The sequence below is a fragment of the Curtobacterium sp. TC1 genome, from assembly GCF_019844075.1.
Classification (GTDB): domain Bacteria; phylum Actinomycetota; class Actinomycetes; order Actinomycetales; family Microbacteriaceae; genus Curtobacterium.
This window is the reverse complement of the sequence record NZ_CP081964.1, coordinates 2699699-2721468: the sequence shown is the minus strand read 5'-3', so window position 1 is coordinate 2721468 and position 21770 is coordinate 2699699. Positions and strand designations below refer to the sequence as shown.

Here is a 21770-nt window from a genome sequence, read left to right as displayed (position 1 = left end):
CCCCGCACCACGCAGCAGCTCCACCACACAGAAAGTCACCGCACATGACAACGTCGTCCGTTGCAGCGCCCGACGCACCCGCGAAGTCGCGGGGCGGCGCACGCGTCGCCGTTCAGAAGTTCGGCACGTTCCTCTCCGGCATGGTCATGCCCAACATCGCGATCTTCATCGCGTGGGGCATCATCACCGCCTTCTTCATCGAGACCGGCTGGACGCCCGTGGGCATCCTCGGTGGTTTCGGTGAGACGGGCGGCGTCGCCAACGTCGGCCTGGTCGGGCCGATCCTGACCTACCTCATCCCGCTCGCGATCGCGATCCAGGGCGGCCGGATGGTCTACGAGACCCGCGGCGCCGTCGTCGGGTCGATCATGACCATGGGCGTCATCATCGGTGCGAACGGCACCACGATGATCCTCGGTGCGATGATCTGCGGACCGCTCGGTGCGTACCTCATCAAGCAGATCGACAAGATCTGGGACGGCAAGATCAAGCCGGGCTTCGAGATGCTCGTCAACAACTACGCGGCCGGCATCCTCGGCTTCGGTCTGGCGATGGCCGGGTTCTTCTGGCTCGCCCCGCTGTTCAAGCTCATCGCCGAGGGCCTCGGCGACGCGGTCAACTTCCTCGTCCAGCACTCGCTGCTGCCGCTCGCCAGCGTCATCATCGAGCCGGCCAAGGTGTTCTTCCTCAACAACGCGATCAACCACGGTGTGCTCGACCAGCTCGGCGCGCAGCAGGTCCAGGAGTCGGGCAAGTCGATCCTGTTCCTGCTCGAGGCGAACCCCGGCCCCGGCCTCGGTCTGCTCCTCGCCTTCACCTTCTTCGGTGTCGGCATCGCGCGCTCGACCGCTCCCGGCGCGATCATCATCCAGTTCTTCGGTGGCATCCACGAGATCTACTTCCCGTACGTGCTGCAGAAGCCGGTCCTGTTCATCGCCGTCATCCTCGGTGGTGCCACGGGCGTCGCGACGAACGTCGCGTTCCAGTCCGGCCTCGTCGCTCCGGCGTCGCCCGGGTCGATCTTCGCCGTGCTCGGTGCCACGGAGCGCAACAGCTTCCTCGGCGTCATCCTGTCGGTCGTCCTGTCCGCCGCGGTGTCCTTCGCGGTCTCGTCGTTCTTCCTGCTCGCCAGCCGCAAGCGCGACCTGGCCAACGGCGGCGGCGACATGAGTGCCGCGATGGCGAAGCTCCAGGCGAACAAGGGCCGCGACGTCAACTCGGCGACGGCGGGTCTGCTCGGCACCAACGCCCCGGCGAACACCGAAGAGGCCGCCGCGTCGGGCACCACCGCCACCGCGACGAAGGTCCAGAACCTGGTCTTCGCCTGCGACGCGGGCATGGGCTCGAGCGCCATGGGCGCCAGCGTCCTGCGCAACAAGATCAAGAAGGCGGGCATCGAAGGGGTCACGGTGTCCAACAAGGCGATCGCGAACCTGACCGGTGACGAGGACCTGATCATCACGCAGGAGGAACTGACGGACCGCGCCAAGCAGAAGAACCCGAACGCACAGCACGTGTCGGTCGGCAACTTCATGAACGCGCCGCAGTACGACCAGGTCGTCGAGCAGCTCAAGAACCAGTAACGCCACCACCAGTAACGAAGTGCAGTATCGGAGGGGACGGGGCTGACCCGTCCCCTCCGACACGCCCTCGAACACCAAGGAGAACCACGATGCCCGTCCTGCAGGAGAGCCAGATCCGGATCCACACCGAGGACACCGCGCCGACCAAGTCGGAGGCGATGAAGGAGGCGGCCGAGATCCTCGAGGCTGCGGGCGCGGTCACCGCTGACTACTACCCGGCGATGCTCGAGCGCGAGAAGAGCGTGTCCACGTACATGGGCAACTTCCTCGCCATCCCGCACGGCACCAACGACGCGAAGGACGCCATCAATTCGTCCGCACTGTCGTTCATCCGCTACGCCAGCCCGATCGACTGGGACGGCAACCCCGTGCGCTTCGTCGTCGGCATCGCCGGCGTGAACAACGAGCACCTCGACATCCTGTCCAAGATCGCGATCGTGTTCTCCGACGAGGACGAGGTCCAGAAGCTCACCGACGCGGCCGACACCAGCGCGATCCTGTCGATCCTCGGCGAGGTCAACGAGTGAGCACCACCGACCGGGGCACCGCCGTCCACTTCGGAGCCGGCAACATCGGCCGCGGCTTCGTCGGGCTGCTCCTGCACGAAGCGGGCTACGAGGTCGTCTTCGCCGACGTCGCCGCGCCGTTGATCGACGCCCTGGCCGCCGCCGACTCGTACACCGTCCACGAGGTCGGCGCCGGCGCGCAGGACCACGAGGTCACGAACTTCCGTGCGCTGAACAGCGCGCAGGACGAGGACGGTGTCGTCGCCGAGATCGCCGCCGCCGCCGTCGTCACCTGCGCCGTGGGCCCGAACGTCCTGAAGTTCATCGCCCCGGTCATCGCGCGTGCGCTCGTCGCCCGCGACGCCTCGGCCGCTCCGATCGCCGTGATGGCGTGCGAGAACGCGCTGAACGCCACGGACCGCCTGCGCGAGTTCATCGTCGACGCGCTCCCGGCCGAGGGCCGCGACGCGGCGCTGGCGAAGGCCGTCTTCGCGAACACCGCCGTCGACCGCATCGTGCCGGCCCAGCCCGAGGGTGCCGGCCTGGACGTCACCGTCGAGACCTACTTCGAGTGGGCCATCGACCGCACGCCGTTCGGCGGGAACGAGCCGGAGATCCCCGGTGCGCACTACGTCGACGGCCTCGCCGCCTCGATCGAGCGCAAGCTCTTCACGGTCAACACCGGGCACGCCACCGTCGCGTACCACGGCTTCGTCGCCGGTGCGGACAAGATCTCCGACGCCGTCGCGATCCCGGCCGTGCGCTCCGAGCTCGAGTCCGTGCTCGCCGAGACGAGCGACCTGCTCGTGCGGCGTCACGAACTCGACCCCGAGGTGCACCGTGCCTACGTCCAGGCGATCATCGCGCGGTTCGAGAACCCGCACCTGCCCGACACGGTGACGCGCGTCGGCCGTCAGCCCCTCCGCAAGCTGTCGCGCGACGAGCGCTTCGTCTCGCCGGCCGCGTCGTTGGCCGAGGACGGCACCGAGCCGACCGCGCTGCTCGACGCGATGGGCGCGGCGCTCCGCTTCGACGTCGCGGACGACGAGCAGAGCGTCGAGCTGCAGGCACTCCTGGCCTCGGACACGTCCGATGCCGACGTGGTGACGCAGATCACCGGCCTGGCCGCGGAGCACCCGCTGCACGCGGCGTTCGCGGACCGGGTGCGTGTCGCGCGCGGCTGACGCTCTCGACGTGGCCCGATGACGACGGGAGGCCCGGTGCCAGCTGGCACCGGGCCTCCCGTCGTCACGTGGTCACCGCGACGGCCCCACCCGGATCGTGAGCCCGCCGTGGTCGACCGTCAGCCGCACCGCGACCACGGTGCCGAACGGGTCACCGTCGAGCTGGATCTGCTCGGGGTGATCGAGCGCGAGGTCGAGGACCCGCGCGCTCGTGTACCGCAGCGTCCGCGTGGCCGGGATGAGCCACGACAGGAAGCGCCCGAACCCGGTCCGGTGGAAGAACCGGTTCAGGGACAGCCCGTAGCCGACCCCGGCCCACCCGACCGTCCGACCCGGTCGGAACGCGACCGCGTCGAGGACCCCGTCGTCCGGTTCCGCCTCGGGCAGCAGGAGGACGCCGGCGGTCAGCGTCCCGCAGTTCCCGACGATGACCGTGTGCGCCCGCATCGTCCGGGTGTCGCCGTCGTCGAGTGCGTACCGCAGGTCGATCTGCCGGTTGCCGATGACGGACCGCATGATCGGGTCGGAGTAGGCGAGCCACCCGAACCGTTTCTTCAGGCGTGCGTTGGTGTTGGCCGCCATGTTCGCATCGAGTCCGATGCCGGCCATCACCAGGAACGCGTGGCGTGTCGTCGTGCCCTGCGGGTCGGTGAGGTCGGCGAACGCGAGGTCGACCGGCCGATCGGTCCCGCTGAAGGCGGCTCGGACCGAGCCGGCGACGTCGTTCAGCGGGATGCGCAGGTTCCGGGCGTACAGGTTCCCGGTCCCGACGGGGAGCAGGGCGAGCGGCACGCCGGATCCGTGCAGTGCCTCGGCTGCGACGCGCAGCGTGCCGTCGCCACCGACGACCAGGACGACGTCCGGCGCGGCGGCCAGCGCCTCGCGTGCGGCGGCGAGGCCGTCGTCGGACGCCGCCGTCTCGAACCAGGTCGTGGGCGCCCAGCCGTTCCGCTGCTCTTCGGCGGCCACGGTGTTGCGGAGGACCCGCAGGTCGACCTTGACGGGATTGACGACGATCGCGGCGCGCGGCATGAGAGGACGATACCGAACAGTCGTCGTCGACCAGAACGGGCGGGTTCTATCCGGTATCGGCTGATCCGGGCGAACCTGGGAGTCAGGGCCGCGGAACACATGCGATACGGACAGACTCGGGACACGGTGAACGCCGGGTGTCTCCGACGCTCTTTCCGCACTTCGCCATCACAGGCAGGGGCCGTCGTGGCCAGAAACCCCATCTTCCGTCCGTTCGTTGTCGTCAGCACCGGGATCGGGTTGGCCGCCGTGCTCGCCGTCGGCGCCTCCTCAACTGCGTCTGCCGCCACCATCATCGACGGCCCCGTGGGCCTCGGGACCGCCGCGAGCTACGGGGTCCTCGGCGCCCAGAGCGTCACCAACACGGGGCCGAGCGTGGTCAACGGCGACCTCGGCGTCTCGCCCGGTACGTCGATCACCGGCTTCGGTGGTCCCGGCAACGGGATCGTGAACGGCACCGTCCACCAGACCGACGCCGCCGCGGCCCAGGCGCAGGCCGACACCACGACCGCGTACGGCGTCGCGGCGTCGTTGACCCCCACGCGCGGTGGACTCGAGGAGCTCAACGGGCTGAGCCTGACCCCGGGCGTCTACAACGGCAGCACGCTCCAGCTGGCGAACAACGGCCAGCTGACGCTCGCCGGCAGCGCGGACTCCGTCTGGGTGTTCCAGGCCGCATCGACCCTGACCATCGGGTCCGGTACGAGGATCGTCATCACCGGCGGGGCGAGCTCGTGCAACGTGTTCTGGCAGGTCGGCAGTTCCGCGACCATCGGGACCGCCGCCCAGTTCCAGGGCACTGTCCTCGCCGACCAGTCCGTGACCGCCACGACGGGTGCGACCGTCGTGGGCCGACTGCTCGCCCGGAACGCATCGGTGACGCTCGACAACAACACCATCACCCGGCCGACGAACTGCCCGGCTGCCGGAACACCGTCGGAGAGCGTCGCACCGACGATCACGTCCGGCACCCCGACCGACGCGACCGCCGGGACGCCGTACTCGTTCCCCGTCACCGCGACGGGCAACCCCGCACCCACGTACTCCGACGGCGGGACCCTGCCGCCGGGACTCACGATCAACCCGGACACGGGCGTCATCTCCGGCACGCCGACCACACCCGGTACCACCACGGTGACGATCACGGTCGACAACGGCACCGCACCGCCGGACACCGAGACGTACGTCGTGACCGTCCGCGCGCCCGCGCCCACCGCGACGCCGACACCGACACCGACACCGACCGCTCCGGCACCGGTTCCCACCACACCCGCCTCGACCGCTCCCGCCGTGCCGGTCGTGGGTGGGAACGGCAGTGGTGGTGGCGGCACCACCGAGCTCGCCTTCACGGGGAGCGACCCGACGATCCCGCTCACCGCGGCGGGCGCGATGCTGCTCGCCGGCATCGCCGTGATGGTGCTCCGTGGACGGACGCTCCGTGCACGACGCCGGATCCTGTCCGAGGACCACTGACGGGTGACGGAGCCGGCGCCGTCGGTCGTCCCGGCACTGACGGTGTCGGTGGCCCCGGCGTAGCGTCGGCCGCATGACGAAGCACTGGGTGGCACCGCGGTTCGGCGGCAGCGAGGTCCTCGAGTTCGTGGACACCGAGGTCGCCGCACCCGGGCCCGGCGAGGTCACGATCGCCGTCCGAGCCGCTGGCATGAACCCTGCCGACACCAAGCACACGCGGCAAGGGGACCCGGCCGACCTGCCCGTCCTCGTCGGCTACGAGGTCGCCGGGGTGCTCACCGCCGTCGGACCCGACACGACCATCGCGTCGGGTGGGGGAGCGGTCGGCGACGAGGTCCTGGCGTTCCGGGTCGCCGGTGGATGGGCCTCGGAACTGACGGTGCCGGCGGCCGACGTGTTCGCCAAGCCCGCGGTGCTCGGGTTCCCCGAGGCAGCCAACCTGCTCCTCGCGGGCACGACCGCCGCTGACATGCTGCGCGTCACGCGCGCCGCCGGGCGCGACACCGTGCTCGTGCACGGCGCGTCGGGGGCGGTCGGCGTGAGCCTGCTGCAGCAGCTCCGCCTGCTCGGCGCGCGGGTGATCGGCACGACCTCCGAGCGTGGTGCGGACGTCGTCGGACGCTTCGGCGGCGAGTGGGTCGCGTACGGTGACGGCCTGGAGGCGCGGGTCCGGTCGATCGCGCCCTCCGGCATCGACGTGGCACTGGACTGCGTCGGGACCGACGAGGCCGTCGACGTCTCGCTCGCGGTGGTCGCCGACCGCGACCGCATCGTCACCATCGCCGCGCCGGCGCGCGCCGCCGAGGCGGGGTTCGCGGCGATCGGCGGAGCCCAGCCCGAGAGCAAGGCGTTCCGTGACTCGGTGCGCCAGCGACTGATCGACCTGGCTGCGGCCGGCGAGCTCGAGGTCCCGGTTGCGCGCACGTTCCCACTCGCCGAGGCGAAGGCGGCCGCGGAGCTGCTGGAGTCCGGGCACCCCGGCGGCAAGCTGGCACTGCTGCCCTGAGCCGGTCGGAGCCCTGTCGCCGTGCTGTCCTCCGCTGGGGGGACGCGTCCGGCCGCTGCCGCTGCCAGAATCGACGGTGATCGCAGCCGGCCCCGGAAGGAACGAACCAGTGAGTGACCAGTACCCGCCGCAGAACCCGTACGGCCAGCAGCCCGGACCGTACGGCCAGCAGCCCGGGCCGTACGGCCAGCAGCCCGGACCGTACGGCCAGCAGCCGTCCGGTCAGCGCCAGCCCCCGATGTGGGCGCCCTGGTACGGGATCCCGTTCGTGCAAGCGTTCCCGCGGTTCTGGAAGAAGTACGTCCGGTTCGACGGCCGCGCGAGCCAGTCGGAGTTCTGGTTCTGGGCCCTCTGGTACGTCATCGGCTCGGCGGCCACGGGCATCGTCGGCGGGTTCTTCGACGTCCTGCCGTTCGTCGACGACGCATCGAACGGGTTGAGCGGGCTGTGGTCCCTGGCCTGCGCCCTCGGCTTCATCGCCTTGACGGTGCGACGACTGCACGACGTGAACCTCAGTGGGTACTTCGCCTTCTTCTTCATCATCCCGCCGCTCGGTGTCCTGTTCTCGCTGATCGTCGGTCTGATGGGCTCGAACCCGCAGGGGCAGCGCTACGACGAACCCCACCGCGGGTAGCGAGCGACGGCCGCGCGACGGTTCTGGTTGACTCGGACCCGACTACCAGCCAACGATCGAGGGGGACACCGTGAGTGACCAGTACCCGCAGAACCCGTCCGGCCAGCAGCCGGGCGGCCAGCCGAAGCCGTACAACGGAACGCCGCAGTACGGCCAGCAGCCGGCGGCCGGCCCGAACGGCGAGCCGCCGATCTGGGCACCCTGGTACGGGATCTCCTTCGGCAAGGCCGTCGGACGCTTCTTCAAGAAGTACGCGACCTTCAGCGGCCGCGCGAGCCGCAGCGAGTTCTGGTGGTGGTACCTGGCGAACACGATCGTCGGGATCGTCCTCGGCATCCTGTACGGCATCGGCTTCGCCACGTCGGAGCGCTCGACGGTGTCGATGTCCACCGCGACCTCGGCGAGCGTGCAGTCGACCGTCACCAGCCCGTCCGCGCTCTTCGTGATCGCCGGCATCCTCGCGCTGCTCTGGGGTCTCGCGATCATCGTCCCGACGCTCGCCCTCGGCTGGCGTCGCCTGCACGACGCGAACCTGCCCGGTGCCCTGTGGATCATCGCGATCTTCGTCGGCATCGTCGGCATCGTGTTCGGCCTGCTGCCCTCGAACCCGCAGGGCGAGCGCTACGACCGACCCACCGGCGCTCGATGAGCAACGACACACCGCAGTGGGGCCAGCCCGGTGGCGACCAGCCGTCGGGGCAGCCTGACCCTGGCCAGCAGCCGGGGTACGGGCAGCAGCCGGGGCCGTACGGCCAGCAGCCCGGGTACGGGCAGCAGCCCGGGTACGGGCAGCAGCCCGGGTACGGGCAGCAGCCCGGGTACGGCCAGCAGTACGCCGACCCCTACCCGCAGGCCGGTCCGCCGATCCCGGTCGGGCCTGACGGTGCCCCGCCGCTGTGGGCACCCTTCTACGGTGCCGGGTTCCTCGACGCCTTCACGCGGTTCTTCAAGAAGTACGCCCGGTTCGACGGGCGCGCCAGCCGGAGTGAGTACTGGTACTGGATCCTGGCGAACGCGATCGTCACCGTCGTGTTGTTCGGCGGGTTCTACGCGATCTTGTTCTCGTCCATCGCCGCGAACACCCGGATCGACGAGTACGGCAACACGGTCGGCTCGTCGGCGCCGTCGCCGTTCGCGTTCGTCCTGCTCGCGCTCTACGGGCTGTGGTGGCTCGCGACGCTCGTGCCGAACCTCGCGCTCGGGTGGCGTCGGGTCCACGACGCGAACCTGCCCGGTGCGCTCTGGATCATCGGCCTGTTCGTGAGCGTCGCCGCGATCGTGTTCGGCTGCTTGCCGCCGAACCCGGCCGGTGCGCAGTACGACCGTCCCGACCGGGCGTAGCGCCGCTCAACGGCAATCGGCCCGCACTGCGCGAATGCGCGGTGCGGGCCGATCTGCGTCGGGCGAGGTGTCAGACCACGCGGAGTCGAGCCAGTGCACCGTCGACGACGAGGTCACGCACGGTGACCGTGGGGTCGGCGATCTGGAAGCGGAGCGCACCGCCCGGCTGGTCGAACCACGGCTGCACGAAGCGGACGATCACCATGAACGGGCGCTCGACCAGGTAGCGGTGGGTCTCCGGCACCCCGGCCACGTGCGGCGGGAGCGACCGGCTCGGCAGCGGGGTGTCGAGGGGGTGCAGCAGGTAGCCGTCCGGACCACCGATGCGGTCGACGGGGACGCCGGCGGGGATCTGGATGGTCAGACCCTGCTCGCCGGCCTGCGATACCTGCTGCGCCAGCTGCGGGTACGTCGACGCCGCACGGTCGCGGAGCCCGTCGAGCTCATGCCGGGCGATGTCGCGCGGGGCCGGGAACGGTCGGTTCAGGAACCGACGGAGCATCTCGACCGCGTCTTCCTCGCCCCGCGCGGTGGCGAGGCGACGGGCCGTGCCGTAGTCGACGACCTCGAGCGCGAACTCGTCGGACGCCTCGGCCGGGACCACGCGGAGCGCGCCCTCGACCGGCGGCTCGTGCAGGGTCTCTCCGGGGAGCTGCACGTACCGGATCGTGTAGCCGAGCTGGTCGAGGATGGGGCGGGTGGCCGCGAACGTCATGGAGCGGAGCCTATCGGTGGAGTCGATGTCGAGTCTTGGACGACCCCGAGTGTCAGGCGCGGCCCCGCATGACGGCCTGCTTGACCTCGGAGATCGCCTTCGTCACCTGGATCCCACGGGGGCACGCGTCGGTGCAGTTGAAGGTCGTGCGGCAGCGCCAGACACCTTCCTTGTCGTTGAGGATGTCGAGGCGGACGTTCGCGGCGTCGTCTCGGGAGTCGAAGATGAACCGGTGCGCGTTCACGATCGCGGCCGGCCCGAAGTACTGCCCGTCGGTCCAGAACACCGGGCAGGACGAGGTGCACGCGGCGCACAGGATGCACTTCGTGGTGTCGTCGAACCGAGCACGGTCGGCCACCGACTGGATGCGCTCCTTGCCCGGGGTGGGGGCGGTCGCGGGCTGCAGGAACGGCTGGACCTCGCGGAAGGACTTGAAGAAGGGCTCCATGTCGACGACGAGGTCCTTCTCGAGCGGCAGGCCCTTGATCGCCTCGACGTAGATCGGCTTCGAGACGTCGAGGTCCTTGATCAGGGTCTTGCACGCCAGACGGTTCCGGCCGTTGATGCGCATCGCATCCGAGCCGCAGACGCCGTGTGCGCAGGACCGACGGAACGTCAGGGAACCGTCCTGGTCCCACTTGATCTTGTGCAGGGCGTCGAGGATGCGGTCGGTCGGCAGCATCATGACGTCGAAGTCCTGCCACCGCGGCTCGTCGTCGACGTCCGGGTCGAAGCGCCGGATGATGAGCGTGACGGAGAAGGACCCGGGAGGCGCCGCGGTGGTGTCGGTCCGGGGTGCGTCGGAGACCAGGGTGTCGGTCATCTCAGTACTTCCTCTCCATCGGCTGGTACCGCGTCACGACGACCGGCTTCCAGTCCAGCGTGATGTGGTCGTCGGCGAGTGACGAGTGCGGGTCGCCCGTCAGGTACGCCATCGTGTGCTGCATGTAGTTCTCGTCGTCGCGCTTCGGGTAGTCGTCGCGCATGTGGCCGCCGCGGCTCTCCTTGCGGTTGCGGGCCGAGTAGACGACCACCTCGGCCAGGTCCAGCAGGAAGCCGAGTTCGACGGCTTCGAGCAGGTCGGTGTTGAATCGCTTGCCCTTGTCCTGCACGGAGACCTGCATGAAACGGTTCCGGAGCGTGTGGATCGTCTCGGTGACCCGGGCGAGCGACTCGTCGGTACGGAACACCTGGGCGTTCTTGTCCATCTCGTCCTGCAGTTCCTTGCGCAGGACGGCGATGCGCTCGGTGCCGGTCGACGCGCGCAGCTGGTCGAGCATGGCTCGGACACCGGCGGCGGGGTCCTCCGGGAGCGGGAGGAACTCGGCGGTCTTGACCCACTCGGCGGCGTTGTTGCCCGAGCGCTTGCCGAAGACGTTGATGTCGAGGAGCGAGTTCGTGCCGAGGCGGTTCGAGCCGTGCACGGACACGCAGGCGCACTCACCGGCCGCGTACAGCCCGGGGACGACGGTGGTGTTGTCGTAGAGCACCTGTGCGTCGGTGTTCGTCGGGATGCCGCCCATCGCGTAGTGCGCGGTCGGCATCACCGGCACCGGCTCGACGACGGGGTCGACGCCGAGGTAGGTGCGGGCGAACTCCGTGATGTCCGGGAGCTTGGTCTCGAGGACCTCGGCGCCGAGGTGTGTGCAGTCGAGCAGGACGTAGTCCTTGTTCGGACCGGCGCCGCGGCCCTCGGCGACCTCCTGCACCATGCACCGGGCGACGATGTCGCGGGGCGCGAGGTCCTTGATGGTGGGGGCGTAGCGCTCCATGAAGCGTTCACCCGAGGCGTTGCGGAGGATCGCGCCCTCGCCACGAGCGCCCTCGGTCAACAGGATGCCGAGGCCCGCGAGCCCGGTCGGGTGGAACTGGAAGAACTCCATGTCCTCGAGCGGCAGACCGGTGCGCCACACGATGCCGACGCCGTCGCCGGTCAGGGTGTGTGCGTTCGAGGTCGTCTTGTACATCTTGCCGAAGCCGCCGGTGGCGAAGATCATCGCCTTGGCGTGGAAGACGTGCAGCTCACCCGTGGCGAGTTCGAACGCGACGACCCCGGCCGGCTGCTTGCGCGTGACGCCGTCCTCGCCCACGACGTCGACCATGATGAGGTCGAGCGCGTAGAACTCGTTGTAGAACTCGACGCCGAGCTTGACGCAGTTCTGGAACAGCGTCTGCAGGATCATGTGGCCCGTGCGGTCGGCCGCGTAGCAGGCCCGGCGGACGGGCGACTTGCCGTGGTCGCGGGTGTGACCGCCGAAGCGACGCTGGTCGATCTTGCCCTCGGGCGTGCGGTTGAACGGCAGGCCCATGTTCTCGAGGTCGATGACTGCGTCGATCGCCTCCTTCGCCAGGATCTCGGCGGCGTCCTGGTCGACCAGGTAGTCACCGCCCTTGATCGTGTCGAAGGTGTGCCACTCCCACGAGTCCTCTTCGACGTTCGCGAGGGCCGCGGCCATCCCGCCCTGCGCCGCACCGGTGTGCGAGCGGGTCGGGTAGAGCTTCGAGATGACGGCCGTCTTCGCCTTCGGGCCGGCCTCGATCGCGGCACGCATGCCCGCGCCTCCTGCGCCGATGATGACGATGTCGAACTGGTGGTGGTGCACGGTGGTCTCGGTCACAGGGGTCTTTCCGTAGACGGTGGGAAGGCGGTCGGCAGCGGGGATGGTGCTACTGCGCCGGGCAGAAGGAGGGCAGGTCCGCGGCGGCGGCGCCGGCGGGGCACGGGTCGAACGTCCAGCAGACGAGCAGGCCGAGGACGATCAGTACCACGCACGCGATGAGGATCGCGGCGAGGAGCGTCTTCCGGATGCCCGGCTTCGACACGTAGTCGTTGACGATCGTGCGCATGCCGTTCGAGCCGTGGATGAGCGCCAGGACGAGCATGAGGGAGTCCCACACCTGCCAGAACGGGTTGGCCCACTTGCCGGCGACGAAGGCGAAGTCGATCTGCTTGACGCCCTCGCCCGCCACCATGTTGACGAAGAGGTGGCCGAAGATCAGCACGACGAGCAGGACGCCCGAGCCGCGCATGTAGATCCAGCCCCACTTCTCCCAGTTGGTGGAGCGGCGGGCGGCCGAGGCGGAACGGGGAGGTTCGACGATCTGCGTGGTCATCAGGTGCCCCTCTAGTTGAAGTCCGCGAAGAGGTTCATGAGCTGGCGGGGCAGGAAGCCCGCGATCGCGATCGCCCACAGGACGATGACGATCCAGAACATGGCCCGCTGGTACTTCGGCCCCTTGGACCAGAAGTCGACGAGGATGATCCGGAGCCCGTTGAACGCGTGGAACACGATGGCCATCACCAGGGCGATCTCGCCGAGGTTCATGATCGGCGTCTTGTACGTGCCGATGACCGCGTTGTACGCCTCGGGGGAGAGCCGCACAAGCGCCGTGTCGAGGATGTGCACGAGCAGGAAGAAGTAGATCGCGACACCGGTGATCCGGTGCAGGACCCACGACCACATGCCGGTCGATCCGCGGTACAGCGTGCCCTCGAGCTTCCGAGAGGCGCGAGGCGCCTCGATCGTGACGTCGGGGACGGCGGTCGCCGTACCGCCGCCGGTGGGCTCAGCCATGAGCTCGTCCTTCCGTAGGACGGGCTCGCCCGATCGGCGAGCCCTTGCCGTTCGCGTTCGTGTGGAACACGACCCATCCTATGCTCGGGCGCTGACCTTCTCGTCCCGACCGGCCCGCAGGCCCCGACCGACGGGCGGCGCGCCGATGGTGCGAGCCGTGTCGTGGTGCCCGAGGAGCTGGTCGCCGACGGCCTCCCACGTGGTGCCCTCGACCCGGAGACGGCCCGCGGAACCCATCCGATCCGCGAGTGCGCGGTCGTGGTGCAGCCGCAGGACCGCCTGCCGCAGTGCCTGCGGTGCGTCGGGATCGTAGAGCTCGCCGTCGAGTCCGGGGGCGACGAGGTCGAGCGGACCACCCGACGCCGGCGCGATCACGGGCAGCCCCGAGGCGTGCGCTTCCTGGAGGGTCTGCCCGAAGGTCTCGGCCGGACCCGTGTGCACGAAGAGGTCGAGCGAGGCGTACGCGTCGGCGAGGGCGTCGCCGCGCAACGGTCCGGTGAAGGTGACGTCGAGGTGCCGCAGTCGTCGCTCGAGCAGCGTCCGGGACGGCCCACCGCCGGCCACGACGACGCGGATGCCGGGGATCCCGCCGAGCTCGGCGAGCCGTTCGACCTCCTTCTCCGGGGCCAGCCGCCCGACGTAGCCGACGATCGTCTCGCCGTCCGGCGCGATACGGCGTCGGAGCGCCCGGACGTGGGCGGACTCCCGCCGGGCCGGGTGGAAGAGCTCGGTGTCGACGCCGCGACCCCAGCGGGCGACGCGGGGCACGCCGTCCTCGGCGAGCATCGCGGCGGTCGCGCTCGACGGCGCGAGCGTCAGCGAGGCGCCGGCGTGGATGCGTCCGAGGATCCTCCGCACCAACGGGACGGTCGCGGTCAAGCCGTTGCGGCGGGCGAACCCGGCCACGTCGGTCTGGAAGACGGCGACGGAGGGGATGCCGAGCCTCCCGGCCGCCGTGATCGCGCGCCCGCCCAGCAGGAACGGACTCGCGGCGTGGAGCACGTCGGCGCCGGAGGCGGCGAGGATCGTGTCGAGCACCGGGTGGGGGAGTGCGACCGGGAACTGCCGGTACGCGACGGCGGGGACCCGGTGGACGTCGAAGGAGCGGTAGCGCTCGACGCTGGTGCGCGAGCGGAACTGTGCGAGTCCCGGGGTGTCCGGTGCGATCACGACCGCGCGGTGGCCACGGCGCTCCAGGTGGTCGAGGACCGCGAGGACGCTGGTGGTCACGCCGTTGAGGGTGGGCAGGAAGCTCTCGGTCACGACGGCGACGGTCCGGGGGGACGTGCCGCGCTCCACGCTGCGTGCGCTCATGGTGCTGCCCATGCTCCGGGCGCCACGTGACCCCGCGGGGCCGACGACGTGAACGGGGCGGAGGCGACGGGTGAACAACGCGACGCCGTCGCCGCGCGCACGCTCGACACTGCCCTGCGGGAGCCCGCATGCGGGAATCGTGCGGGGACCACCCAGGATCCACGCCGTGGGACCGGTACGGTGAGCGCGTGGCTGACGCTCTCGAAGACTTCTACGCGATCATCCCCGCAGGGGGCATCGGATCGCGCCTGTGGCCGCTTTCGCGTGCGGACGCACCCAAGTTCCTGCACGACCTGACGGGCTCCGGTGCCTCGCTGCTCCGGCAGACCTGGGACCGGCTCGCCCCGCTGGCGGGCGAGCAGCGGATCATGGTCGTGACCGGACGGGCGCACCGCGTCGCCGTCGAGTCGCAGCTGCCCGGGGTCGAGGACCACAACGTGGTGCTCGAGAGCGAGCCGAAGGACTCCACGGCGGCCATCGGCCTCGCCGCGGCGATCCTCGTCCGCCGCGAACCCGACGTCGTCATCGGGTCCTTCGCCGCCGACCACGTGATCGGTGACGCCCGCGGTTTCCGCCGTTCCGTGCGCGAGGCCGTCGCGGTGGCCCGCGCCGGCTACATCACGACCATCGGCATCACGCCGACCGAGCCCGCCATCGGCTTCGGCTACATCCACGCGCACGGCGACACCCTTGACATCGACGGTGCACCGACCGCGCACGCCGTCCGGTCGTTCGTCGAGAAGCCCGACCTGGACACCGCACGCTCCTACGTCGAACAGGGCACGTACCTGTGGAACGCGGGCATGTTCATCGCCCGCGCCGACGTGCTGCTCGAGGAGATCGGCCGGAACAACCCGACGCTGCTCGCCGGCATCAACGAACTCGCGGACGCCTGGGACACCTCGGCCCGCGGCGCGGTCGTCGACGCGGTGTGGCCCACGCTCGAGAAGATCGCGATCGACTACACCGTCGCCGAGCCCGCTGCCGCTGCCGGACGCATGGCCGTCGTCCCCGGCGACTTCGACTGGGACGACGTCGGCGACTTCGCCTCGCTCGCCAAGCTGCAGTCCGGTGGCCGCCCGAACAACCTCGCCGTGCTCGGTGACGGCGCCCGGATCCTCGCCGACTCGTCGAGCGGCATCGTGATCTCGCACAGCCAGCGGCTCATCTCGCTCATCGGGGTCGAGGACATCGTCGTCGTGGACACCCCCGACGCGCTGCTCGTCACGACCAGTGCGAACGCCCAGCGGGTCAAGGGCGTGGTGGACGCGCTCAAGATCAGCGGCCGCGGCGACGTCCTGTAGCGCTCCACCGACAAACCCCTCGAACTGGGGGTCTGCGGGTGACCTCGCGTTACGGGCGCGTTTCGGCGCGGTCGCGATCCCGTAACCGATCCACCGGACCGGGGCAACGGGTCCTGTACCGGCCGGGCGGTCGTGTACTGTCGCCACGATCGCCCGGAACGCACGTGGTCCGGGCACGCTCCCCGGAGGAACCCACCCGTGACATCTCGTACCCGACGCGTCGTCCTCAGCGGCTTCGCGCTCCTCGGCACCGCCGCCGTCCTCGCCGGTTGTGCCTCGGCGCCGTCCGACACGACGACCGCCAAGAAGACCGACTTCCGCCCCTGCATGGTCTCCGACGCCGGTGGCTTCGACGACAAGTCGTTCAACCAGCTCGGCTACGAGGGCATGAAGGACGCCGCCAAGGAACTCGGTGCCACCTACAAGGAGGCCGAGTCGAAGGACGCCACCGTCTACGACTCGAACATCGAGCAGCTCATCGGCCAGAACTGCAACCTCGTCGTGACCGTCGGCTTCAACCTCGCCGACGCCACGAAGAAGCAGGCCGCCGCGAACCCCGACACCGACTTCGCCATCATCGACGACAGCTCGATCGACGCGGAGAACGTCAAGCCGATCACGTTCGACACCTCGCAGGCCGCGTTCCTCGCCGGCTACGCCGCGGCGTCGTACTCGAAGACCGGCGTCGTCGGCACCTTCGGTGGCATGCAGATCCCGACCGTCACCATCTTCATGGACGGCTTCGCGGACGGCGTGAAGTACTACAACGAGCAGAAGGACAAGGACGTCAAGGTCGTCGGCTGGAACGTCGACACCGGCAAGGGTTCCTTCACCGGTGGCTTCGAGGCCGGCACGCAGGCCAAGTCGGTCGCGCAGACGCTCCTCGACCAGGACGCCGACGTGATCCTGCCCGTCGGTGGCCCGATCTACCAGTCGGCTGCCGAGGCCATCAAGGACGCCGACAACGGCTCCGTCCTGATCGGTGCGGACAGCGACCTCTACGAGGCCGACCCGCGCTACAAGGACATCGCCTTCACCTCGGTCGAGAAGGGCATGCGCCCGGCCGTGAAGGACGTCGTCGAGCAGGCGGCGGACGACAAGTTCTCCAAGACCCCGTACGTGGGGACGCTGAAGAACGAGGGCGTCGGCATCGCGCCGTTCCACGACTTCGAGTCGAAGGTCGACAAGAGCCTGCAGGGCGAGCTCGACGACGTGAAGGCCGGCATCATCGACGGCTCGATCAAGGTCAAGACCCAGTCCTGACCCGACGGACGCGGGCGAGGGGCTTCCCTCGCCCGCGTTCTCGTGCGCCCGAGTGGTGCACGCGAGACCGTGCGCCCGCGTGGCGCACTCGAGACAGAAATAGACTCCCGAACATGAAGCTCGAACTCCGCGGCATCACCAAGCGGTTCGGCGCCCTGGTCGCCAACGACCACATCTCGCTCACCGTCGAGCCGGGTGAGGTCCACTGCCTCCTGGGTGAGAACGGCGCCGGCAAGTCCACCCTGATGAACGTGCTCTACGGCCTGTACGACGCCGACGAGGGCGAGATCCTGCTCGACGACGTGGTCCAGGACTTCGACGGCCCGGGCGACGCCATGCGCGCCGGGATCGGCATGGTGCACCAGCACTTCATGCTCGTGCCCGTGTTCACCGTCGCCGAGAACGTCATGCTCGGGCAGGAGCAGACCACCTTCGGCGGCCGACTCGACCTGGCCGGTGCCCGCAAGCGCGTCAAGGAGATCTCGGACCGGTTCGGGTTCGACGTCGACCCCGACGCCAAGATCGAGGACCTGCCCGTCGGCGTGCAGCAGCGCGTCGAGATCATCAAGGCACTGTCCCGTGACGCCTCCGTGCTGGTGTTCGACGAGCCGACGGCCGTGCTCACCCCGCAGGAGACCGACGAGCTGATGGGCATCATGCGCCAGCTCCGCGAGGCCGGCACCGCGATCGTCTTCATCACCCACAAGCTCCGCGAGGTCCGCGAGGTCGCCGACCGCATCACGGTGATCCGGCTCGGCAAGGTCGTCGGTGAGGCATCGCCCACCGCGACGAACAACGAGCTCGCCGCCCTGATGGTCGGCCGCGCCGTCTCGCTCGTCGTCGACAAGACGCCGTCGACCGGTGGCGAGGACGCCCTCGTCGTCGAGGGCCTCACCGTCACCGACCCGTCGGGCATCGTGCTCGTCGACGACGTGTCGTTCTCGGTCCGTCGCGGCGAGGTGTTGGCGATCGCCGGGGTGCAGGGCAACGGCCAGACCGAGCTCACCGAGGCGATCCTCGGCCTCGAGCCCGTCCACGCCGGCCGCATCACGCTGGACGGCAAGGAGCTGACCGGCCGCAGCGTCAAGCAGGTGCTCGACGCCGGCGTCGGCTTCGTCCCCGAGGACCGCAAGGAGGACGGCCTGGTCGGCGAGTTCACCATCGCGGAGAACCTCATGCTCGACCGGTCCGACCACGACGCGTTCGTCCGTGCCGGCACCATCCGCGCCGCCGAGCGCGACGCCTTCGCCGACGAGAAGATCGCCGAGTTCGACATCCGCACGCCGGGCCGCGCGACCGCTGCCGGCCGGCTGTCCGGTGGCAACCAGCAGAAGATCGTCCTCGCCCGCGAGCTCAGCCGCGAACTCCGGCTCTTCGTCGCCGCGCAGCCCACGCGCGGTATCGACGTCGGGTCGATCGAGTTCGTGCACAAGCGCATCGTCGCCACCCGCGACACCGGTGTGCCCGTCATCGTCGTCTCCACCGAGCTCGACGAGGTCGTGGCACTGGCCGACCGCATCGCCGTCATGTACCGCGGCGGCATCGTCGGGATCGTGCCGGCGACCACCCCGCGGGACGTCCTCGGCCTCATGATGGCCGGCGAGATCCCAGAAGGAACGGAGCTGGCCGCATGACCGGTTCGGCCGGCGAGATCCAAGCCACATCCACGACCGGAACGGAGCTGGCAGCGTGACCGCGCAGGACCCAGACAACACGCAGCCCACCGCCGGCGCCGAGGCCGATGCCCCGCTCACCGACGACCGCCTGCAGGAGGCGCCGGAGACCCCGCACCTGATGACGGACTCGGCCGAGGACACCGAACGCCGCAACGGCGCCCCCGGCACCGACCGCTGGCACGCCGCCCTGCAGAGCATCCTGAACGGGTCCGTGCTCGTCACGGTCCTCGCCGTCGTCCTCGCGCTGGTGGCCTGCGGCATCCTCATCGCGCTGACGGACGAGAACGTCCGCGCCACCGCGGGCTACTTCTTCGCCCGCCCGGCCGACATGCTCCAGGCCATCGGCACCGCGGTCGGCGGCGCCTACGCCTCGCTGTTCCAGGGTTCGGTGTTCAACTTCGGCGCCGACAGCTTCCAGCAGGCCATCGGGCCGCTCACCCGCTCGATCGACTACGCGGTGCCGCTCGTCGTCGCCGGGCTCGGGATCGCGCTGTCGTTCCGCGCCGGGCTGTTCAACATCGGCGGCCAGGGTCAGATCCTGATGGGTGCCGCGGCGGCCGGGTGGGTCGGCTTCTCGTTCGACATGCCCGCCGCGATCCACATCCCCCTCACCATCGTCGCCGGCATCGTCGGCGGTGCGGTCTGGGGCGGGATCGTCGGTGTCCTCAAGGCCCGCACGGGCGCGAACGAGGTGGTCGTCACGATCATGCTCAACTACGTCGCGCTCTACCTGGTCAGCTACCTGCTCCGCACCCCGGGCCTGCTGCAGGCCCCGGGCAGCAGCAACCCGATCTCGCCCGCCACGAAGGACAGCGCCCTGCTGCCGCAGCTCTTCGGTGTGCGGTACGGGGTGGACGCCGGGTTCATCGTCGCGATCCTCGCGGTCGTCGTGGTCTGGTGGCTCGTCAACAAGTCCTCGCTCGGCTTCCGGTTCCGCACCATCGGTGAGAACCCCCGGGCCGCCCGCGTCGCCGGCATGAGCGTTCCGGCGCTGACGATCTGGGTGATGGTCATCTCCGGTGCCCTGGTCGGCATCGCCGGTGCCTACCAGGTGCAGGGCGCCGTCACGACGGGCTTCACCTCGGGCATCGACGCCGGCATCGGCTTCGACGCGATCACCGTCGCGCTGCTCGGCCGCTCGAAGCCGTGGGGCGTGTTCTGGGCCGCGATCCTGTTCGGTGTGCTGAAGAACGGTGGCTACGCGATGCAGGCCGCCAACGGCATCCCGATCGACATCGTCGGCGTCATCCAGGCCCTCATCGTCCTGTTCATCGCGGCGCCGCCGCTCGTCCGCGCGATCTTCCGGATCCCGCAGCCGGGAGCCCGCCAGCGCACGAAGACGAGCAAGAACAGCAAGAAGGCGGTCGCCGCGTGAGCACCCTCAGCCCCACCGCGGCGCCCGCGTCGCCCCTGTCCGACCGTCCGGTCGAGACGACCCGCAGCTGGAAGCTCCCGATCGGGTACGGCGTGTTCACGCTGCTCGCGGTCGTGTTCTTCGTCCTGCTCAGCCGCACCGGCACGACGACCTTCCGGCTCGCGAACGCCGGCGACTTCATCGCCCTGCCGAACGTGCCGCTGTCCGCGGCACCGACCGGCTACGTGGTCGTCGTGCTCCTGGCGATCGCCACGGTCTACGCCGTCGTCGAGGTCCGCGCGTACCGGCACGTCCCGCTCTGGGTCACGTCGGTCTTCGCGATCGTCTTCGTCGTCGGGTTCCTGACGTGGGCGGCTGCCGGCGCCACGATCCCGCTGCCCGGCCTGCTGGTCGGTGCGCTCGGCCTGAGCGTCCCGCTCGTGTTCGGTGCCCTCGGCGGCGTCATCTCCGAGCGGGTCGGCGTGGTCAACATCGCCATCGAGGGCCAGTTCCTCGCCGGTGCGTTCACCTCGGCGCTCATCGCGTCGATCACCGGCTCCGCGTGGGTCGGACTCGTCGGCGCGCTCGTCGCCGGTGTGCTCGTGTCGTTCATCCTCGCCGCGTTCAGCATCAAGTACCTCGTCGACCAGGTGATCGTCGGTGTCGTCATCAACGCCCTCATCTCCGGGCTGACCGGGTTCCTGTACTCGCAGGTGCTGTCGCCGAACGAGACCACGCTGAACATCGGCATCCGGTTCCCGAAGTTCGAGATCCCGCTGCTCCACCAGATCCCGGTCATCGGCCCGGTGTTCTTCGAGCAGAGCGTCATCGTCTACCTGGCCTACGTCGCCGTCGCGGTGGTCACCTTCGGCCTGTTCAAGACCCGCTGGGGCCTGCGCCTCCGCGCGGTCGGCGAGCACCCGCAGGCGGCCGACACGGTGGGCATCAACGTCACGAGCACCCGGTTCTGGAACGTGTCGCTCGCCGGCGCGATCGCGGGCCTCGGTGGCGCGTACTTCACGCTCGACGCGGTCGGGCCGTTCACGAAGGACATGACCGCGGGCGCCGGCTACATCGCCCTGGCCGCCGTCATCTTCGGTCGCTGGGACCCGATCAAGGCCACGCTCGCCGCCCTGCTGTTCGGCTTCGCGTCGAACCTGCAGAACACGCTCGGGGCGATCGACTCGCCCGTGCCGAGCGAGTTCCTGCTCATGCTGCCGTACGTGGTGACGATCTTCGCCGTGGCCGGCCTGGTCGGCCAGTCACGCGGCCCCGCCGCGTCCGGCAAGCCCTACATCAAGAGCTGACGGCCTGGAGGCACGGCACATGACCGACACGCACGAACCAGGTGACCAGGCGGTCACCGCCACCGCCCCTGCGGACGCAGCCACGGGCCTCCCGGTCGACGACGTGGACTGGACCGCCCTGCGGACGGCAGCGACCGCCGCGATGCGGCGCGCCTACGCGCCGTACTCGTCGTTCCCGGTGGGCGCCGCGGCGCTCACCGACGACGGACGGATCGTCTCCGGCTGCAACGTCGAGAACGCGTCGTACGGGGTGACGCTCTGCGCAGAGTGCTCGCTCGTGTCGCAGCTGCACATGACCGGTGGCGGCAAGCTCGTCGCGTTCACGTGCGTCGACGGCGACGGCGCCACCCTGATGCCGTGCGGCCGCTGCCGCCAGCTGCTGTTCGAGCACTCGACCGAGGGCATGCTCCTCGAGACGGTCTCGGGCATCCGCACCATCGACGAGGTCCTGCCCGACGCGTTCGGGCCGCGCACCCTCGCCACCTACCAGCAGGAGCACTGAT

The 21770-nt window shown here is 69.9% G+C and carries 21 protein-coding genes; 14 read left to right on the top strand and 7 right to left on the bottom strand.

Features of this window, described 5'->3' with window-relative positions:
* Positions 1 to 44: 44 nt before the first annotated feature.
* The 3 genes from KZI27_RS13845 (at position 45) to KZI27_RS13835 (ending at position 3273) form a co-directional block, all read left to right on the top strand.
* Positions 45 to 1583: a PTS mannitol transporter subunit IICB gene (locus KZI27_RS13845; RefSeq protein ID WP_222658066.1), complete on the top strand. Its 1539-nt coding sequence runs from the start codon at positions 45 to 47 to the stop codon at positions 1581 to 1583.
* A gap of 89 nt (positions 1584 to 1672) precedes the next feature.
* Positions 1673 to 2110 carry a PTS sugar transporter subunit IIA gene (locus KZI27_RS13840; RefSeq protein WP_222658065.1) on the top strand — a complete coding sequence of 146 codons (438 nt, stop codon included), beginning with the start codon at positions 1673 to 1675 and terminating at the stop codon, positions 2108 to 2110.
* Positions 2107 to 3273: a mannitol-1-phosphate 5-dehydrogenase gene (locus KZI27_RS13835; protein ID WP_222658064.1), complete on the top strand. Its 1167-nt coding sequence runs from the start codon at positions 2107 to 2109 to the stop codon at positions 3271 to 3273. The genes KZI27_RS13840 and KZI27_RS13835 overlap by 4 nt, the downstream gene beginning before the upstream one ends.
* A 72-nt stretch (positions 3274 to 3345) precedes the next feature.
* Here the strand turns inward: KZI27_RS13835 and KZI27_RS13830 are convergent, their stop codons facing one another.
* Positions 3346 to 4305: a diacylglycerol/lipid kinase family protein gene (locus KZI27_RS13830; protein ID WP_222658063.1), complete on the bottom strand. Its 960-nt coding sequence runs from the start codon at positions 4303 to 4305 to the stop codon at positions 3346 to 3348.
* Between the two features lie 186 nt (positions 4306 to 4491).
* Between KZI27_RS13830 and KZI27_RS13825 the strand changes: the two genes are divergently transcribed.
* The 5 genes from KZI27_RS13825 to KZI27_RS13805 all read left to right on the top strand — a co-directional run bounded on the left by KZI27_RS13825 (position 4492) and on the right by KZI27_RS13805 (position 8759).
* Positions 4492 to 5778: an ice-binding family protein gene (locus KZI27_RS13825; protein ID WP_222658062.1), complete on the top strand. Its 1287-nt coding sequence runs from the start codon at positions 4492 to 4494 to the stop codon at positions 5776 to 5778.
* A 73-nt stretch (positions 5779 to 5851) separates the two neighbouring features.
* Entirely contained in the window at positions 5852 to 6784 is a 933-nt protein-coding gene (locus KZI27_RS13820) for an NADP-dependent oxidoreductase (RefSeq protein WP_222658061.1), read from the top strand.
* A 109-nt stretch (positions 6785 to 6893) separates the two neighbouring features.
* Positions 6894 to 7418 carry a DUF805 domain-containing protein gene (locus KZI27_RS13815; RefSeq protein WP_222658060.1) on the top strand — a complete coding sequence of 175 codons (525 nt, stop codon included), beginning with the start codon at positions 6894 to 6896 and terminating at the stop codon, positions 7416 to 7418.
* A gap of 70 nt (positions 7419 to 7488) precedes the next feature.
* Entirely contained in the window at positions 7489 to 8067 is a 579-nt protein-coding gene (locus tag KZI27_RS13810) for a DUF805 domain-containing protein (RefSeq protein WP_222658059.1), read from the top strand.
* Positions 8064 to 8759 (top strand): DUF805 domain-containing protein, encoded by a 696-nt coding sequence (locus KZI27_RS13805; protein ID WP_222658058.1) that lies wholly within the window; start codon positions 8064 to 8066, stop codon positions 8757 to 8759. Before KZI27_RS13810 ends, KZI27_RS13805 begins: the two co-directional genes overlap by 4 nt.
* A gap of 70 nt (positions 8760 to 8829) precedes the next feature.
* On the opposite strand, the gene KZI27_RS13800 is transcribed toward KZI27_RS13805, so the two are convergent.
* From KZI27_RS13800 to KZI27_RS13775, 6 genes are all read right to left on the bottom strand, one after another.
* A complete protein-coding gene (locus KZI27_RS13800; RefSeq protein WP_222658057.1) occupies positions 8830 to 9474 on the bottom strand; it encodes a TNT domain-containing protein in 645 nt (214 codons plus the stop codon).
* Between the two features lie 52 nt (positions 9475 to 9526).
* Positions 9527 to 10297 (bottom strand): succinate dehydrogenase iron-sulfur subunit, encoded by a 771-nt coding sequence (locus KZI27_RS13795; RefSeq protein ID WP_222658056.1) that lies wholly within the window; start codon positions 10295 to 10297, stop codon positions 9527 to 9529.
* Position 10298: 1 nt separating this feature from the next.
* A complete protein-coding gene (gene sdhA, locus KZI27_RS13790) occupies positions 10299 to 12092 on the bottom strand; it encodes a succinate dehydrogenase flavoprotein subunit (protein WP_111086629.1) in 1794 nt (597 codons plus the stop codon).
* Positions 12093 to 12141: 49 nt separating this feature from the next.
* Complete coding sequence (sdhD, locus tag KZI27_RS13785) at positions 12142 to 12588, bottom strand: succinate dehydrogenase, hydrophobic membrane anchor protein (RefSeq protein ID WP_111086628.1); 447 nt, start codon at positions 12586 to 12588, stop codon at positions 12142 to 12144.
* 11 nt (positions 12589 to 12599) lie between these two features.
* Positions 12600 to 13049 carry a succinate dehydrogenase, cytochrome b556 subunit gene (gene sdhC, locus KZI27_RS13780; protein WP_222658055.1) on the bottom strand — a complete coding sequence of 150 codons (450 nt, stop codon included), beginning with the start codon at positions 13047 to 13049 and terminating at the stop codon, positions 12600 to 12602.
* Positions 13050 to 13127: 78 nt separating this feature from the next.
* Positions 13128 to 14363: a glycosyltransferase family 4 protein gene (locus tag KZI27_RS13775; protein ID WP_261783900.1), complete on the bottom strand. Its 1236-nt coding sequence runs from the start codon at positions 14361 to 14363 to the stop codon at positions 13128 to 13130.
* A gap of 188 nt (positions 14364 to 14551) precedes the next feature.
* Here KZI27_RS13775 and KZI27_RS13770 point away from each other — a divergent pair, with 188 nt between their 5' ends.
* From KZI27_RS13770 to KZI27_RS13745, 6 genes are all read left to right on the top strand, one after another.
* Positions 14552 to 15667 (top strand): mannose-1-phosphate guanylyltransferase, encoded by a 1116-nt coding sequence (locus KZI27_RS13770; protein ID WP_123313761.1) that lies wholly within the window; start codon positions 14552 to 14554, stop codon positions 15665 to 15667.
* Between the two features lie 198 nt (positions 15668 to 15865).
* Positions 15866 to 16930, top strand: a complete 1065-nt coding sequence (locus KZI27_RS13765) for a BMP family protein (protein ID WP_222658053.1) — start codon at positions 15866 to 15868, stop codon at positions 16928 to 16930.
* Positions 16931 to 17043: 113 nt separating this feature from the next.
* The gene (locus KZI27_RS13760) at positions 17044 to 18564 is read left to right on the top strand and encodes an ABC transporter ATP-binding protein (protein WP_123313759.1); all 1521 of its coding nucleotides are present in this window, start codon (positions 17044 to 17046) and stop codon (positions 18562 to 18564) included.
* A gap of 55 nt (positions 18565 to 18619) precedes the next feature.
* Positions 18620 to 19981, top strand: a complete 1362-nt coding sequence (locus tag KZI27_RS13755) for an ABC transporter permease (RefSeq protein ID WP_222658052.1) — start codon at positions 18620 to 18622, stop codon at positions 19979 to 19981.
* Positions 19978 to 21267, top strand: a complete 1290-nt coding sequence (locus KZI27_RS13750) for an ABC transporter permease (protein ID WP_222658051.1) — start codon at positions 19978 to 19980, stop codon at positions 21265 to 21267. The genes KZI27_RS13755 and KZI27_RS13750 overlap by 4 nt, the downstream gene beginning before the upstream one ends.
* Positions 21268 to 21286: 19 nt before the next feature.
* A complete protein-coding gene (locus KZI27_RS13745) occupies positions 21287 to 21769 on the top strand; it encodes a cytidine deaminase (RefSeq protein WP_222658050.1) in 483 nt (160 codons plus the stop codon).
* The last annotated feature ends 1 nt before the right edge of the window (position 21770 follow it).